This is a genomic window from Kribbella sp. NPDC003505 (assembly GCF_040610875.1).
Taxonomy (GTDB): Bacteria; Actinomycetota; Actinomycetes; order Propionibacteriales; family Kribbellaceae; genus Kribbella.
In genome coordinates this window covers 287,871-302,222 of the sequence record NZ_JBEXNA010000004.1, presented here as the reverse complement: position 1 = coordinate 302,222, position 14,352 = coordinate 287,871, and the positions used below count along the sequence as shown (strand labels likewise).

Genomic DNA, 14,352 nt, shown 5'->3' with positions numbered 1-14,352 from the left:
TATGGCAGTAATTTGTTGGACTATGTCAATAGTGCCACTAGTGGCAGGATCTAATTGGTAGAATCATTACTGCCATGACCGGATACATCGTTCTCGTAGTACTCGTGCTGGCCGTGATCGCGGCTCTGGAGTTCAGCAACAGGCGCCACTCGACCGGTCCGGCCGCCGGACCGCAGGGCACCTGGGTCGCTGACGACCGTGACCTGGCCCGGACCAAGCTCGACCTGCTCGCGCTCGGCGCGGCGGTCAAGCCCTTCAACCACAAGCCTGCTTCGACCAGCGGGACCGTGCACACCATCCGCACCGCCCGCCTGCACCACGGCCGTCACGCGGCCTGAACGCGCCACCTGGGGGCGGTCCCGTTGGTGACCGCCCGCAGCGCCCCTTCGATGGGGCCGTAGCGGAAGCTGCTGAGCCAGACATGGCTCAGCAGCACCTGCAGGACGAAGATGCCGACCGCGAAGCCGACTGTCTCCAGAGGAGACACCTGACCCGCCAGACCGAAGCCGACGCCGGTGAAGATCAGCATGGTGGCAACGGACTGGCCCAGGTAGTTCGACAGCGCCATCCGGCCGGCCGGTGCGAGGAGTTGACGGACGTCCTCCCCGCGGTCGGAGTGCATGAACCTGAGCAGCGTCGCGACGTATGCGGCCGTCAGGAACGGTGCGGTGAGCACGCTGATCAGTACGGCGCTGGTGTCGCCGTTGCCGCCGACGGACGCGTAGTACACACCGCCCGAGATGCCAATGGTGAAGCCGACCAGTTGCATCAGCCGGAGCACAGCCTCGTTGCCGGACAGGTTCTGCAGCATCCGGCGCCGACCGACCACCATGCCGATCAGGAACGCGGCCAGTGTGGTCGGGCCTTGAACGGTCAGCAGCGACAGGCCGTACGTCGGGAGCGCTCGCACATGCTCGCCGATGACGTCACTGAACGAGCCCGTCAGGTTCGCAGTGGTCTCCTGTGCGGCCGCCACCGCTGTGGTGGGGTCGATGAACTGGGTGCTGTCCACGAAGAGCGCGGCGATCGCCAGGGTGAGGAACAGATACGCGTAGATGCCTGCCGCGACCAGGAGCGCCGTACGGTCCTTCACCCGGCGCATTCCGAGCAGGATCAGGCCGATGATCGCGTAGACGCTCAGGATGTCGCCAGTGATCAGGAAGACGCCGTGCAGGACGCCGAGTACGAACAGACCGCCGAGCCGGCGCACCATCCGCGGCTTGAACGCGACCCCTGCTCGCTGCGCCGCCTCCAGCTGCAACTGGAAGCTGTACCCGAACAGGAACGAGAACAGCAGGTAGAACTTCATGTCCACGAACGCCGACGACAGCCAGTGGACGGAGTGGTCGAGCCACGAGCCGTACGCCGGGTCCTTCGCCAGCTGGATCGGGAACCCGGAGGCGGCGAAGGTGATGTTCACGACCAAGATGCCCAGGAGGGCGAAACCACGCAGCGCGTCGATGTCCTGAATGCGCGTCCGATCGAGTACCTGGCTCATGCACCCAGCACATCAGGGGGAACCCTGGCTACGCAGTCACGCTGAATCCTCCTCGAGGGTGGAGCTAGCCCTACCCCCGAGCCACCTCAGTGAGCGCGGCGCTGCTGAACCTTCTGAACCGCCTGCTTGATCTTCTGCTGATTTTCGGGCTTGCTCAGCTCCCGCTGGGCCACCTGCATCAGCTTGGCCACCACAGCACCCTTGAGCATTGTCTTCACGAACCCCATCAGGGCCTCCCAACTCGGTTGCCACCGAAACTACCGGTACCCACAACCTGTCTCCATGGGTAATCCACCGGAACTGTCCCTGGCGTCAGGCACACTAGGAGAGTGCCTGAGTTGCCGGAGGTCGAGTCGCTGGCCGTGTTCCTGCGGGAGCGAGCGGTCGGGCGTGCCTTCGTGCGCGCCGACATCACGGCGATCAGCGCACTGAAGACCTACGACCCGCCGATCTCGGCGATGGTGGGGCTGCTGATCGACGACGTGCAGCGGTACGGGAAGTTCCTGGACATCTCCGCGCAGGGCGTGCACCTGGTGATCCACCTGGCCCGCGCAGGCTGGCTGCGCTGGAAAGAGGAGCAGAACACCGGCCTGGTTCGGCCGGGCAAGGGGCCGATCGCGCTCCGGACGGTCCTCGACGACGGCTCAGGGTTCGACCTGACCGAGGCCGGGACCCAGAAGAAGCTCGCGGTGTACGTCGTGCGCGACGTCGCCGAGGTCCCGGGCATCGCCCGGCTCGGCCCCGACCCGTTCACGCTGTCGCTGGATGACTTCGGCGAGATTCTCAAGCGCGCGGGCAGGGTGCAGCTGAAGGGCGTCCTGCGGAACCAGTCCGTCATCGCCGGCATCGGCAACGCGTACTCCGACGAGATCCTGCACGTCGCGAAGATGAGCCCGTTCAAACCCGCGTCGAACCTGTCCGACGACGAGCTCAAGGTGCTGTACGACGCGATGCGCGAAACCCTCCAGGACGCCGTCGACCGCTCCGCGGGGCTCGCCGTGCAGGACCTGAAGTCGGAGAAGAAGTCCGGGCTGCGCGTGCACGGCCGCAAGGGCGAGAAGTGCCCGGTCTGCGGCGACATCGTGCGCGAGGTCAGCTTCGCCGACTCCTCCCTGCAGTACTGCGCGACCTGCCAGACCGGTGGCAAACCGCTGGCCGACCGAAGGCTGTCGAAGCTGCTGAAGTAGGTTCCCGGCCATGCGGAAGATCTACGTGGCAGCGCACGTCTACATGATTCTGGGGCTGATCAGCGGGCTGTACTACCGCGAGCTGACCAAGCTGAACGACTTCACCGGCGACACCCAGTTGAGCGTCGTCCACACGCACATCCTGGCGTTGGGCATGCTGTTCTTCCTGGTCGTGCTTGCGCTGGAGAAGCTGTTCACCCTGACCGCGGGCAAGCTGTTCACCGCGTTCTTCTGGGTCTACAACGCCGGCCTCGCGCTCACCGTCGGGCTGATGATCGTCCGCGGCACGATGACCGTGCTCGGCCACCAGGCCGGCGCCGCCCTCGACGGCATCTCCGGCCTGGGCCACATCACCATCACCCTCGGCCTGATCTTCTTCTTCGTGAACCTCGGCAAGTGCCTGCCCGCCAAGGAGAAGGCCGAGGCGGTCGAGGTCAGCTAGCACCGCCCACCCGGCGTACTCGGATGGGCGTGAGACTGGAAGCGGGCGCGGCGCGGGTCAACCCAGGGCGACGAGGTACGGCGACGACGCCGAACGGCGGCCTGCGTCCAGGCGAGCCTGGAGCTCGTGTGCACCCGCGGGACCCGCGACCCGCGTCACCCAGCCGACCGACCGGCCCGGATCGAGCCCGTCGAACGTCCACGCCTGCTCGGTCGCCGACCAGCCCGCTGGCAGCGGCAGTTCGACCTCGCCGCCCGCGGGGGCCCGGCCGAAGTTCGTCACCACGACGGTGAGGTCGTCACGGCCCGGGTGGATCGAGGCCAGCACCGTGCCGACCGGCGCCACGAGCACCCGCCGTACGCCGGCCGGCACCGGCAGCGCGACGACGCGTCGCTCCGGCATCGGGAACGGGCCGATCGTGGTCCTGGTCAACTGGTGACCGGTCACGCCGTACCGTCGGCCGGCGAGCCGGATCTGATGCCGGCTGTCCGGTTCGGCCAGGCCGATGAACCGTACGGCGACATCGGTGGCGCGGCGGGCGACCAGGTGCGCCGGCGTACCGGTCGGGGTGAGGTCCCACACGCCGTCCGCGTTCGCGGTGACGGTGTCGGGCGGGACGATCCGCAACTTGCCTTGCAACGCGACGCGGACGACCGGCGGCTCACCGGCTTCCGGCAGGCGGACGACCAGGTCGTCGCCGTCGCGCCGCCAGGTCAGCGCCTTGCCGCTGTGGTCCTCGACGACGTGCAGCGGCGTGGTGGCCAGGCCCGGCAGGCGCACCTCGTGATCGGGCGGGCGGCACGCGATCCGGAGCAGCAGCAACTCACGGCTCCGCAGAATCGCCTCTCCCCAGGGTTGCGGCTCGAACTCCCCCGGGATGCCCTGAATCAGTTCCACCGCGGCCTCCCTTCGAGCCACGGTTCCGAAATCCGCTACCCGGTGTCAACGCTTTATCCGGACTGCGGCTACCGCCTTCCGGATCCGGCCACCGGCCGGGCCCCGGCGGTCTGACATGCTGGGGGACATGTTCCGGAACCAGGAGATTCCTTCGGTCGTGGTGGCTGAGCTCGACGACGACCTGCTCGCGGAGGCGTTCGTACTCGACGTGCGGGAGCCGGACGAGTGGGACCGCGGCCACATCGAAGGCGCCACGCACATCCCGCTCGGCGAGCTGCAGCAGCGCGTCGGCGAGGTGCCGCTGGACCAGAAGGTGCTCTGCGTGTGCGCGGTCGGCGGCCGGTCCGGCATGGCCACCCAGTTCCTGAACCAGCTCGGCCGCGAGGCGATCAACCTCGACGGCGGCATGCACGCCTGGCAGGTCTCGGGTCGCCCGGTGGCCACCAGTTGACACAGTGAGAAGAAAACCTTCCACATGGTGACCGCAGGCGTTACTTTGTCACCGGTCGGTTGACCGGCGTACACCTGCGGCTCACGAGGTGGTCGGGTGCGCGGCGCCGGATGACCGCGTCCGTCCACCGTGGGGAGGCTCCTGTGTCGCTCATCCGTCCCTTGACCACAGCGATCGGCGTAGGTGGCCTGCTCGCCGGGGTGCTCGTCAGCCCAGCCCTCGGCAAGACCGTGGCCGCGGGCATCCCGGACGCCGCGATCGCCGAGAACGGCGTCCTGACGTCACGCGTCGACAGCCCTGTCGCGCCCGGTGTGAACTACACGTCGTTCGAGCGGCTCGACCCGAAGGGCTGGCAGCGCGGCGACATCCTCGACACCGACCTGGACCAGCACGGCGTGACCGTCGACCTGGTCAACACCGGCAAGGTGTCGGGTGGACAGCCGCTCAGCCAGCAGTTGGCGAGCAAAGGCGCGATCGCGGGTGTCAACGGCGACTTCTTCGACATCAACGACACGACAGCGCCGCTGGGCGTCGGGGTCGAGTCCGGCAAGTTGCTGAACGCTCCCGCCGCCGGCCACAACGACACCGCGGTGATCGGCAAGGACGGCCTCGGCAAGATCGCCCAGCTGTTCCTGCAGGGCACAGCGACCGACGGCGCCACCACGCTCGAGCTGGCCAACCTCAATTCGCCGACCGTCACCACCGGCGGTATCGGCCTCTACACCCCGGAGTGGGGCGACGCGGCCCGGACCAGGACCGTGGACGGCCTGTCCACCGTTCGCGAGGTGATCCTTCGCGACGGTGTGGTCGTCTCCACCGCCACCACTCCGGCCACCACTGCGTTGGCAGCCGGCGAGCAGGCGCTGATCGGTCGCGAGGCCGGCGCCGACGCACTCACCGCCTTCGCTGTCGGGGACAAGGTCACCGTCGCGTACGGCCTGCGCCCGGAGGCCGGTGAGGTCGCGGCCGCCGTCAGCGGCAACTACCAGCTCGCGAAGGACGGCCAGGTCCCGGACACCGTGCCGGACGCCGACCTCGCGCCGCGGACCGCGATCGGGTTCGACGCCGACGGCAGCCGGATGATCCTGCTGACCGTCGACGGCCGGGCCACCGGTTCGCGAGGCCTGTCGCTGAAGGAGATGGGCCAGCTGATGATCAGCCTCGGCGCCGACGACGCGCTCAACCTGGACGGCGGCGGCTCCTCGACGATGCTGGCCCGGACACCGGGTGCGGGCGCGCCGGAGGTCGTCAACGACCCGTCCGACGGCGGCGAGCGGCTCGTCCCGAACGGGCTCGGTCTGGTCCCGGTCAAGGGCTCCGGCCGCCTCAAGGGCTTCCGCGTCGAGGCCGTCGGTACGGCGGCGGCAGGCCCCGACACCGACATCTCCCGCAGCTCCCGCGTGCTCACCGGCCTGAGCCGTGTCCTGAGCGCCACCGGCCACGACGAGACCTACGCGCCCGCGACCGGTACGCCGTTCTGGTACGCCGGGAGCAATGTCCGCGTGGACCAGGACGGCGTGGTCACCGGCCGCCGCGCCGGCGACGTGATCGTCACCGCCGCCCGCGGCGCTGCCCACGGAAGGTTCCCGATGACAGTGCTCGGCACGCCGACCCGGCTGGCGCCCTCGACCCGGCAGGTCTCGCTCGCCGACTCCGCCGCCAAGGGCTTCTTCGAGGTCGACGGATACGACGCCGACGGGTTCTCCACCTGGGTCGAGCCGCGCGACGTCAAGCTCAGCTACGACCCGGCGCTCGTGAAGATTGTTGCGAAGGGCAATGGCTTCGAGGTCAACGCGCTCGGCGACGAGGCCGTCTCGGCCGTGGTGACCGCGACCGTCGGCTCGCTCAGCACCCAGCTCAGCATCACGGCCGGTCTGACCGCCACCGTGGTCGACGAACTCGACGACGTCACCAGGTGGGCGGCCAACGCCGTACCCGCCGGCAAGGCGACCGCGTCGCTGTCCGCCGCGGAAGGACACGACGGCGGGCAGGCGGTCGCGCTCGACTACTCGCTGACGGGCAGCACCGCCACGCGCGCGGCGTACCTCTCGCAGAACCCGCAGCAGACGTTGCCGGGCCAGCCGCAGAAGCTCGGCGCCTGGGTGTACGGCGACGGCAAGGGTGCGTGGCTGCGGGCCAACGCCTACGACGCGGCCGGCGGTACGGCGCAGACGCTCAACCTGGCCGCCACGGTCGACTGGACCGGCTGGAAGTACGTCGAGGCCGACATTCCGCCCGGGCTGACGATGCCACTGCGGTTCTGGCGGATCTACGTCGTCGAGACCTCGCCGACCCGGCAGTACTCGGGCCGGATCGTGGTCGACGACCTGACCGTCCGCAGCGCGCCCCCGGTCACGATGGACCCGCCCGCGAAGGTGATCGACCCGATGGTCGTCACCGACGGCACCGTGACGACGGCCGGTCGCTGGCGGTTCGCGGTGATGTCGGACGCGCAGTTCACCTCCGACGACCCGAACTCGGACTACGTGAAGCAGGCCCGCCGGACGATCCGCGAGGCGCTCGCGCAGAAGCCGGACTTCCTGGTGATCAACGGCGACTTCGTCGACCGTGCGTTCGGCCCGGACATCGCGCTGGCCAAGCAGATCATCGACGAGGAGGTGGCCGGCCAGGTGCCGCTGCACTACGTGCCCGGCAACCACGAGACCTACGGCCCGGGCGACCTGTCCGAGTGGAAGAAGGTCTTCGGCGACGCGACCAGCACGTTCGACCACAAGGGCACCCGGTTCGTGCTGCGGGACTCGTCGTTCGGATCGTTGCGGGCCGGCGGGTTCGACCAGATCCTCGACCTGCGCAAGCAGCTCGACTCCGCCGCTTCCGACCGGTCGATCAAGAACGTGGTGGTGATGGCGCACCACCCGATCGACGACCCGTCGCCAACACAGAACTCGCAGCTCGGTGACCGCAAGGAAGCGGCAATGCTCGTGAAGTGGCTGGCCGACTTCCGGGCCTCGACCGGCAAGGGTGCGGCGTACATGGCGGCGCACGCGGGCACGTTCGCCGCGACCAGGACCGACGGCGTCCTGCTGCCGCTGACCGGCAACTCCGGCAAGAGCCCGGCCGCGGCACCGGACGCCGGTGGCTTCACCGGCTGGGCGCTGGTCGGCATCGCGGCCAACCCGTCGGCCCAGCCGTGGTTCGAGGTCGAGCTGCGAGCCCATGTCGACTCGCTTGAGCTGACTGTTCCTGAGAGCCTCCAGCGCGGTCAGTCGGCGCCCGCTTCCGCCACGGTCGTCCAGGAAGGTCGTCGAGTGCCGGTGTCCTTCCCTGTGTCGGCAGACTGGTGGGGCTCGTCCACACTGCACGTCGGTCCTGCGAAGACCGCTCCGTTCTGGGCAGTCGCTTCGTACGACCCGTCGACCGGCCAACTCACTGCGCTGCGCCCCGGCACGGCTCAGCTGGGTGTCACGGTCAACGGGGTCTCCAAGAGCGCGACCCTGCAGGTCGGTTGGTAGCGTCACGGCGTGATTGACGTGGTGGTGCCGCAGCGACTGCGGAGCGGGGACCGGGTTGCTGTGGTAGCTCCGTCGGGCCGAGTGGACGCAGCCCGGCTCGACACCGGGCTGGTCCACCTCAGGTCCTGGGGCCTCGAGGTGGACGTGATGCCGTCGGTACTGGCCGGGCACGAGCGGTTCGCGTACCTGGCGGCCGACGACAAGGCTCGGGCGCTCGACCTGCGCAACGCCTGGCTGGACCCGCGGTACGCCGCGGTGTTCTGTGCACGTGGCGGGTACGGCGTGCAGCGGATGATCGAGTACGTCGACCTCGACGAGCTGGCCGCCGTGCCGAAGTGGTTCGTCGGGTTCAGCGACATCACCGCGCTGCACGAGCCGCTGAACGCACGCGGTCTCGTGACTCTCCACGGCCCGATGGCTGCTGCTGTGGAGCAACTGGACACGGCGGTGGGCCTCGAGCGGCTGCGGGCGTTGCTGTTCGAGCCGGACACCATCACTGACCTGCTCGCGCCGGTCGGAGCGCGCACCGTGGTCGCGGGTGTTGCCGAGGGGCCGCTGCGCGGCGGCAACTTGGCGATGCTGGCGTCCAGTGTCGGTACGCCGACGTACGCGCCGCCGGCTGGTGTCGTCGTTCTGGAGGACGTCGACGAAGCCGGCTACCGGGTCGACCGGTTGCTCACGCAGCTGCTGCGCGCCGGGTGGTTCGACCAGGTGACCGGTGTGGTCGTGGGCGACTTCACCGGCACGCAGGATCCCGTCGCGGTGATCGCCGAGCGGCTCGAACCGCTCGGCCTGCCGATGGTGGCGGGCGCGGCGATCGGGCACGAGGCGCTGAATCTCGCCGTACCGCTGGGGCTTCCGGTGCGGCTCGACGCGACCGCCGGTGTTCTCACCCCAGGTGGTCCCGCAGGAAGCTGAAGGCCTGCGGGTACGCGTCCAGACGGTTCGTGAGCTTGGCCAAGCCGTGTCCCTCGTCCGGGTACACGAGCACCTGGCAGGGGACGCCGCGCTTCGTCAGTGCGTCGGTGATCTGCTCTGCCTCCGACAACGGGACGCGAGGGTCGTTGGCGCCGTGGATCACGAACAGCGGCGCCCGGATGTCGTCGACGCGGCTGAGCGGACTCGCCTCCTGGAGGAACTCGCGGTCCGTCGCCAGGTAGCCGTACTCGCGCTCCCGCATCGACCGCCGGTAGTCCGACGTGTTCTCCAGGAACGTCACGAGCGAAGCGATCCCGACGATGTCCACACCGGCCGCCCACAGCTCCGGCTGGAACGCGACACCGGCCAGCACCATGTAGCCGCCGTACGAACCGCCCCAGAGCGCCGCACGCTTCGGGTCGGCGTCGATCGTCGGCAGCCAGCTGTTGATCGCGGCCAGGTCCTTCACCGAGTCCAGCCGCAACTGGCGATCGTCCAGCGAGTACCAGCGCTTGCCGTAACCGGCCGAGCCGCGCACGTTCGGTACGACGACGGTGTGTCCTTCGCCGGCCAGCGCCGAGATGATCGGGCTCCAGATGCGCATCGCGGCACCTTCCGGGCCGCCGTGCACGTGGACAACCGTGGACCCGAGGCTCTCGCCGATCGGCCGGAACACGAACACCGGCACCTGCTCGCCGTCGAAGGACGGAACCCGCAGGCTCTCGGGATGCGGCAGCTCGACCGGGACCTCCACCGGACGGAGCGCGGTCAGCTCACCGCCAGGGACGAACCGGTACACGGTGGGCGCAGTCACCGGGGAGTTGTAGGTGATCGCCGCGAACGAGCCGTCCGGCGACCAGATCGGGTCCGGCGTGGCCATCGTCAACGCCGCACAGCCGCCCGCCGGAAGGTCGAGTGCCACGAGCGGCGCGCCCTCGTCCAGCCGGTGCAGCTCGAGCCCGACTTCGCCATCCTGCAGCACGCCGACCAGCAGGTGCTCGCCGTTCGGTGAGGGCCACCCGGCCAGGTCACGGGCGTCGTCCACCAGCAGATCGCTCCACGCCCCGTCGCTCACGTCGTACCGGCGGATCGCCATCCGGTCGCGGTCGGCGTTGCTCGACACCAGGAACGCGGAGGAGTCCGGCAGCCATGCGACCGGGCCCTGGTCGTTGTGCGCGTCCTCCGCGGTGAGTTCGACAACTGATCGGCTCGACGTGTCGACCAGGAGCAGCTGCATCGAGTTCGCCGGGCTGCTCGCCTTCGACAGCACGACCCACTTGTCGTCCGGCGAAGGGTCGACGCCCATCACCCAGCCGCCGCCGTCGTACAGGACGGTTTCGCGGCCGCTGGTGAGGTCGCGCGCGACCAGGTCGAAGTCCACGCCGTTGCGACGGTTCGTGGTGTAGAGCACGCGGTCGGGCCGGGCCGCGACCAGGCGGTGGATGTACTCGCTGTCGTGCACCAGCGGGGTCAGTGCGGGCAGACCGGGTTCGTCGAGGTCGAGCAGGGACAGCTGCCCGCGCTCGTCGCCGCCCGTGTCGTGTTCGACGACGACGTGGCTGCTGCCGGGTACGAACCGGGCGCCGTGGCACGTGTCGTCAAGATCGGTCAGCGCACGCCAGGTGCCGTCGGGAGCGACCTCGTTGACCTGGCGGGTGCCGGTGCCGTCGTACAGCACCAGCATCCGGCCCTCGTCGTCGATATCGAGGGCCATGGACGTGGGCAGCGAGAAGAGGGTCGTCAGCAGCACACCTTCATCCTCACACGGCAGGGGGTGTCCGACGGGTTCTCCGCCGGACACCCCGCTGGTCATCGGTCGCCGTGCCAGGAGTGCCAGAGTGCGGCGTACGCCCCTTGCGCGTCCACCAGCTCGTCGTGGCCGCCGAGCTCGACGATCTTGCCGTCCTCGACGACGGCGATCACGTCGGCATCGTGCGCGGTGTGCAACCGGTGTGCGATCGCCACCACGGTCCGGCCCTCCAGCACGGTCGCCAGCGACCGCTCCAGGTGCCGGGCCGCCCGCGGGTCCATCAACGAGGTCGCCTCGTCCAGGACCAGGGTGTGCGGGTCGGCGAGGACCAGCCGCGCGAGTGCGACCTGCTGCGCCTGGGCCGGCGTCAGCGAGACCCCACCGGAGCCCACCTCGGTGTCCAGCCCGTCGTCGAACCCGGCGACCCAGCCGTCGGCGTCCACCGACCGCAGCGCCGCCCACAGGTCCGCGTCGGACGCGTCCTGCCGGGCGAGCCGCAGGTTGTCGCGCACGCTGCCCACGAACACGTGGTGCTCCTGGTTGACCAGGGCGACATGACTGCGGACCTGCTCGGCAGACATCCGGCCGAGCGCGGCACCGCCCAAGGTGATGTCACCGACGCGCGGCGAGTAGATGCCGGCGAGCAACCGGCCCAGCGTCGACTTGCCCGCACCGGACGGCCCGACGAGCGCCACCCGGGCACCCGGCTCGACCGTCAACGTGACACCGTGCAGGACGTCGCGGCCCTCCAGGTACCCGAAGCGGACGTCGTCGGCCAGCACGGTCCGCCCTTCCGGCTCGGCCTCGCTCGCCGCCGCGGCGGTCTCGACCTCACGGACGCCGACCAGCCGCGCCAGCGACACCTGCGCGACCTGGAGCTCGTCGTACCAGCGGATCATCATGTTGACCGGCTCGACGAGCATCTGGATGTAGAGCGCACCTGTGGTCAGTGCACCGACGGTCAGCCAGCCCTGGATCGCGAAGCCACCGCCGATGACCAGCACCGCCGCCAGCGCGACCGTGTGGGTCATGTTGATCACCGGGAACAGGATCATCCGCAGGTACAGCGTGTACCGCTCCCAGCCGACCCACTGGCCGATCCGGGTGTCACCCAGCTCGATCCGGCGGCCGCCGAGCCGGTGCGACTCGACGGTGCGGCCGGCGTCGACCGTCTCGGCCAGCGCCGAGGCGACCGCGGCGTACCCGGCCGCCTCCGACCGGTACGCCTTCGGGGCACGCTTGAAGTACCAGCGGCCGCCGATGATCAGGATCGGCGCCGCGATCACCACCGCCACGGCCAGCGCGGGCGCCGTCACGATCAGCGCGCCGATCAGCAGCGACGCCCAGATGATCGCGATCGTCAGCTGCGGTACGGCGTCGCGCATCGCGTGCGACAGCCGGTCGATGTCGGTGGTGATTCGGGACAGCAGGTCACCGGTGCCGGCGCGCTCGAGCACGCCCGGCGGCAGCCCGACCGCACGGATCAGGAAGTCCTCGCGCAGATCCGCGAGCATCTCCTCGCCGAGCACCGCACCGCGCAACCGGGTCAGCCGCACGAACACGGTCTGCACCGCGAGCGCGAGGACGAAGCCGATCACGACGTACGGCAGGTTGACGTCGGTGTGACCCTCGGACAGCTTCTGCACGACGTTGCCGAGCAGCCACGGACCGACCATGCCGCTCAGCGCGGCCACTGCGTTTACCAGCGTCAGCCAGAGGAACTGACGACGGTGCCGCCGGAACAGTGTCTTGATGTAGGCACGCACCGTCGCGCCGCTGGCCACTGGGAGGCGCACTACCTCCTGTGGGGCTGCGGGGTCGTACTCCGGGCGCTTCACGCTGACTCCTCGAACGTCGGCTCTTCTTCACGGGTCACAACAGCCCTGTACTGCGCGTTGGTGTGCAGCAGCTCGTGGTGCGTGCCGACCGCGTCGACGCGGCCCTCCGGCACGAACACGACCCGCTCCGCCCGGTCCAGCATCAGAGGACTGGACGTGAACACCACCGTGGTCCGGCCGGCACGCAGCAGCTGCAGACCGTCCGCGATCCGCGCCTCGGTGTGCGCGTCGACCGCACTGGTCGGCTCGTCGAGCACCAGCACCTGCGGGTCGACGTACAGCGAACGCGCCAGCGCCACCCGCTGCCGCTGACCGCCGGACAGGGACCTGCCTCGCTCGGTCAGCACGGCCTTCATGGCGTCGGACTCACCAGCAGGCAGCGTCTGCCGCAGCACGTCGAGGATGTCCTCGCACTGGGCTGCGTCCAGGGCGGTCTCGGGTGAGACCGCACCACTCGCCGGCACGTCGAACAGCTCGCGCACCGTCCCCGACAACAGCACCGGGTCCTTGTCCTGCACCAGGACGACGGTGCGCGCGGACTCCAGCGGGATGTCGTCCAGCGCGACACCGTCGAGCAGCACCGAGGCCTCGTCGGTGGCGGACGGGCTGTGGCCACCCAGCCGGTCGGCCAGCAGACCCCCGGCGTCCGGGTTGCCGCAGACGACCGCGGTGAAGCTTCCGGCCGGGACGTTCAGCCCGGTGACCGGGTCGAGCAGGTCGCCCTCCGGCAGCTGGGCCGCGGACGTCCCCTTGGTCTCGTCGGTCCGCAGCAGCGACAGCACGCGCGCGGCCCGGCGCGCCGACACCTTCGAGAAGATGAACGCGCTCGCCGTCTCCTCGAACGTGTGCAGCGGAACCAGCATGAACGTGATGAACCCGTACGTCGTGACCAGCTCGCCGACCGAGATCCGGCCCTGGGTCACCAGCCGGACTCCCATCCAGACGACGAGCACCAGGAACAGACCGAACAGCAGCACCTGCAGGGCCGCGATCAGCGACCACATCCGGGCACTGCGCACCGCACTGCTCCGGTACTGCTGCGACGCCTCGCGGTAACGCTGCAGGAACAGCTGCTCACCGCCGATGCCGCGCAGCACGCGCAGACCGGCGACGGTGTCGGCGGCGAGCTCGGTGGCCCGGCCGCCCTTGGCCCGCTGCTCGTCCGCGCGGCGCTCCGCGGGACCCATCAGCGGCACGATCGAGAACGCGAGCACCGGTACGGCGATCGCGACGACGAGGCCGAGCTGCGGTTCGTACAGCAGCAGGCCGACGACGACCGCGAAGCAGGTCAGCAGCGCGGCCACGAAGCGGCCCAGGACCTCGACGAACCAGCCGATCTTCTCGACGTCGCCGCTGCTCACGGCGACCACCTCGCCGGCCGCGATCCGGCGGGTCAGCAGCGAGCCCAGCTCCGCGGCCTTGCGGAACAGCAGCTGCTGCAGGCGCGACGCGGTGCTGATCCAGTTCGTCACCACGGCCTTGTGGAAGAACGAGTCGGCGCCGGCCTTGGCTGCACCGAAGGCCAGCAGCAGCGCGCCGGCCAGGATCAGCTTGGGCCAGGACAGGTCGATCGCCGCCTGCACGGCGAGACCGACGGCGACCGGGGCGGCGGCGATACCGCCGAAATAGACCAGTCCCCAGAACACTGCGAGGGCCTGCCCCCGCAGTTGCTGGTGCTCCAGCCAGATGATGAGTCGGAGGCCGGATCGGGTGTCCGGCACACCCGGATCGGCGAACGGAATGAGGCGCAAGGACATGACGTCTCACAAAGAGGCATAGAAGGGTTGAAAGAAGGCACCTGACCAGGCGAATGGAACAAGCGTAGGCGGCCCCGCCGACAGTCCGTCAAACCGTTTTCGTGGACGGTCGGGAACCGTTTCCAGGCCGGGTAGTACAGT

Annotated in this window: 12 protein-coding genes; 6 read left to right on the top strand and 6 right to left on the bottom strand. The window is 69.6% G+C overall.

Annotated elements, in window-relative coordinates; translation table 11 throughout:
- Window positions 1–74 precede the first annotated feature (74 nt).
- The gene (locus tag ABZX12_RS15190) at window positions 75–338 is read left to right on the top strand and encodes a hypothetical protein (protein WP_355693438.1); all 264 of its coding nucleotides are present in this window, start codon (window positions 75–77) and stop codon (window positions 336–338) included.
- Here the strand turns inward: ABZX12_RS15190 and ABZX12_RS15185 are convergent.
- Together ABZX12_RS15185 and ABZX12_RS15180 are read right to left on the bottom strand one after the other, a co-directional pair.
- On the bottom strand, window positions 326–1,498 hold the full coding sequence (locus ABZX12_RS15185; RefSeq protein WP_355693436.1) for a DUF418 domain-containing protein: 1,173 nt from the start codon (window positions 1,496–1,498) through the stop codon (window positions 326–328). The genes ABZX12_RS15190 and ABZX12_RS15185 overlap by 13 nt on opposite strands.
- Before the next feature lie 86 nt (window positions 1,499–1,584).
- Complete coding sequence (locus tag ABZX12_RS15180) at window positions 1,585–1,725, bottom strand: hypothetical protein (RefSeq protein WP_355475458.1); 141 nt, start codon at window positions 1,723–1,725, stop codon at window positions 1,585–1,587.
- Window positions 1,726–1,827: 102 nt separating this feature from the next.
- On the opposite strand from ABZX12_RS15180, the gene ABZX12_RS15175 reads away from it, so the two are divergent.
- Together ABZX12_RS15175 and ABZX12_RS15170 are read left to right on the top strand one after the other, a co-directional pair.
- Complete coding sequence (locus ABZX12_RS15175) at window positions 1,828–2,685, top strand: DNA-formamidopyrimidine glycosylase family protein (RefSeq protein ID WP_355693434.1); 858 nt, start codon at window positions 1,828–1,830, stop codon at window positions 2,683–2,685.
- A 10-nt stretch (window positions 2,686–2,695) separates the two neighbouring features.
- Entirely contained in the window at window positions 2,696–3,127 is a 432-nt protein-coding gene (locus tag ABZX12_RS15170) for a DUF2871 domain-containing protein (RefSeq protein ID WP_355693432.1), read from the top strand.
- 57 nt (window positions 3,128–3,184) lie between these two features.
- On the opposite strand, the gene ABZX12_RS15165 is transcribed toward ABZX12_RS15170, so the two are convergent.
- The gene (locus tag ABZX12_RS15165) at window positions 3,185–4,024 is read right to left on the bottom strand and encodes a hypothetical protein (protein WP_355693430.1); all 840 of its coding nucleotides are present in this window, start codon (window positions 4,022–4,024) and stop codon (window positions 3,185–3,187) included.
- A gap of 127 nt (window positions 4,025–4,151) precedes the next feature.
- Here ABZX12_RS15165 and ABZX12_RS15160 point away from each other — a divergent pair, with 127 nt between their 5' ends.
- The 3 genes from ABZX12_RS15160 (at window position 4,152) to ABZX12_RS15150 (ending at window position 8,866) form a co-directional block, all read left to right on the top strand.
- The gene (locus tag ABZX12_RS15160) at window positions 4,152–4,475 is read left to right on the top strand and encodes a rhodanese-like domain-containing protein (protein WP_355693428.1); all 324 of its coding nucleotides are present in this window, start codon (window positions 4,152–4,154) and stop codon (window positions 4,473–4,475) included.
- Between the two features lie 143 nt (window positions 4,476–4,618).
- On the top strand, window positions 4,619–7,948 hold the full coding sequence (locus ABZX12_RS15155; RefSeq protein ID WP_355693426.1) for a phosphodiester glycosidase family protein: 3,330 nt from the start codon (window positions 4,619–4,621) through the stop codon (window positions 7,946–7,948).
- A 9-nt stretch (window positions 7,949–7,957) separates the two neighbouring features.
- Window positions 7,958–8,866, top strand: a complete 909-nt coding sequence (locus ABZX12_RS15150; protein ID WP_355693425.1) for an LD-carboxypeptidase — start codon at window positions 7,958–7,960, stop codon at window positions 8,864–8,866.
- Here the strand turns inward: ABZX12_RS15150 and ABZX12_RS15145 are convergent.
- Genes ABZX12_RS15145 through ABZX12_RS15135 form a run of 3 tightly spaced genes read right to left on the bottom strand, consistent with a single transcriptional unit; the run spans window position 8,838 to window position 14,211 of the window.
- Window positions 8,838–10,616: an alpha/beta fold hydrolase gene (locus ABZX12_RS15145; RefSeq protein WP_355693423.1), complete on the bottom strand. Its 1,779-nt coding sequence runs from the start codon at window positions 10,614–10,616 to the stop codon at window positions 8,838–8,840. The two genes, ABZX12_RS15150 and ABZX12_RS15145, sit on opposite strands and share 29 nt — an antisense overlap.
- Window positions 10,617–10,675: 59 nt before the next feature.
- Entirely contained in the window at window positions 10,676–12,454 is a 1,779-nt protein-coding gene (locus tag ABZX12_RS15140; RefSeq protein WP_355693421.1) for an ABC transporter ATP-binding protein, read from the bottom strand.
- A complete protein-coding gene (locus tag ABZX12_RS15135) occupies window positions 12,451–14,211 on the bottom strand; it encodes an ABC transporter ATP-binding protein (protein ID WP_355693419.1) in 1,761 nt (586 codons plus the stop codon). Before ABZX12_RS15135 ends, ABZX12_RS15140 begins: the two co-directional genes overlap by 4 nt.
- Between the last annotated feature and the right edge of the window lie 141 nt (window positions 14,212–14,352).

Excerpts from the sequence above, each read along its gene's own strand:
- ABZX12_RS15190 (WP_355693438.1), top strand. The coding sequence starts at position 75 with ATGACCGGATACATCGTTCTCGTAGTACTCGTGCTGGCCGTGATCGCG.
- ABZX12_RS15170 (WP_355693432.1), top strand. The coding sequence starts at position 2,696 with ATGCGGAAGATCTACGTGGCAGCGCACGTCTACATGATTCTGGGGCTG.
- ABZX12_RS15160 (WP_355693428.1), top strand. The coding sequence starts at position 4,152 with ATGTTCCGGAACCAGGAGATTCCTTCGGTCGTGGTGGCTGAGCTCGAC.
- ABZX12_RS15185 (WP_355693436.1), bottom strand. The coding sequence starts at position 1,498 with ATGAGCCAGGTACTCGATCGGACGCGCATTCAGGACATCGACGCGCTG.
- ABZX12_RS15180 (WP_355475458.1), bottom strand. The coding sequence starts at position 1,725 with ATGGGGTTCGTGAAGACAATGCTCAAGGGTGCTGTGGTGGCCAAGCTG.
- ABZX12_RS15135 (WP_355693419.1), bottom strand. The coding sequence starts at position 14,211 with ATGTCCTTGCGCCTCATTCCGTTCGCCGATCCGGGTGTGCCGGACACC.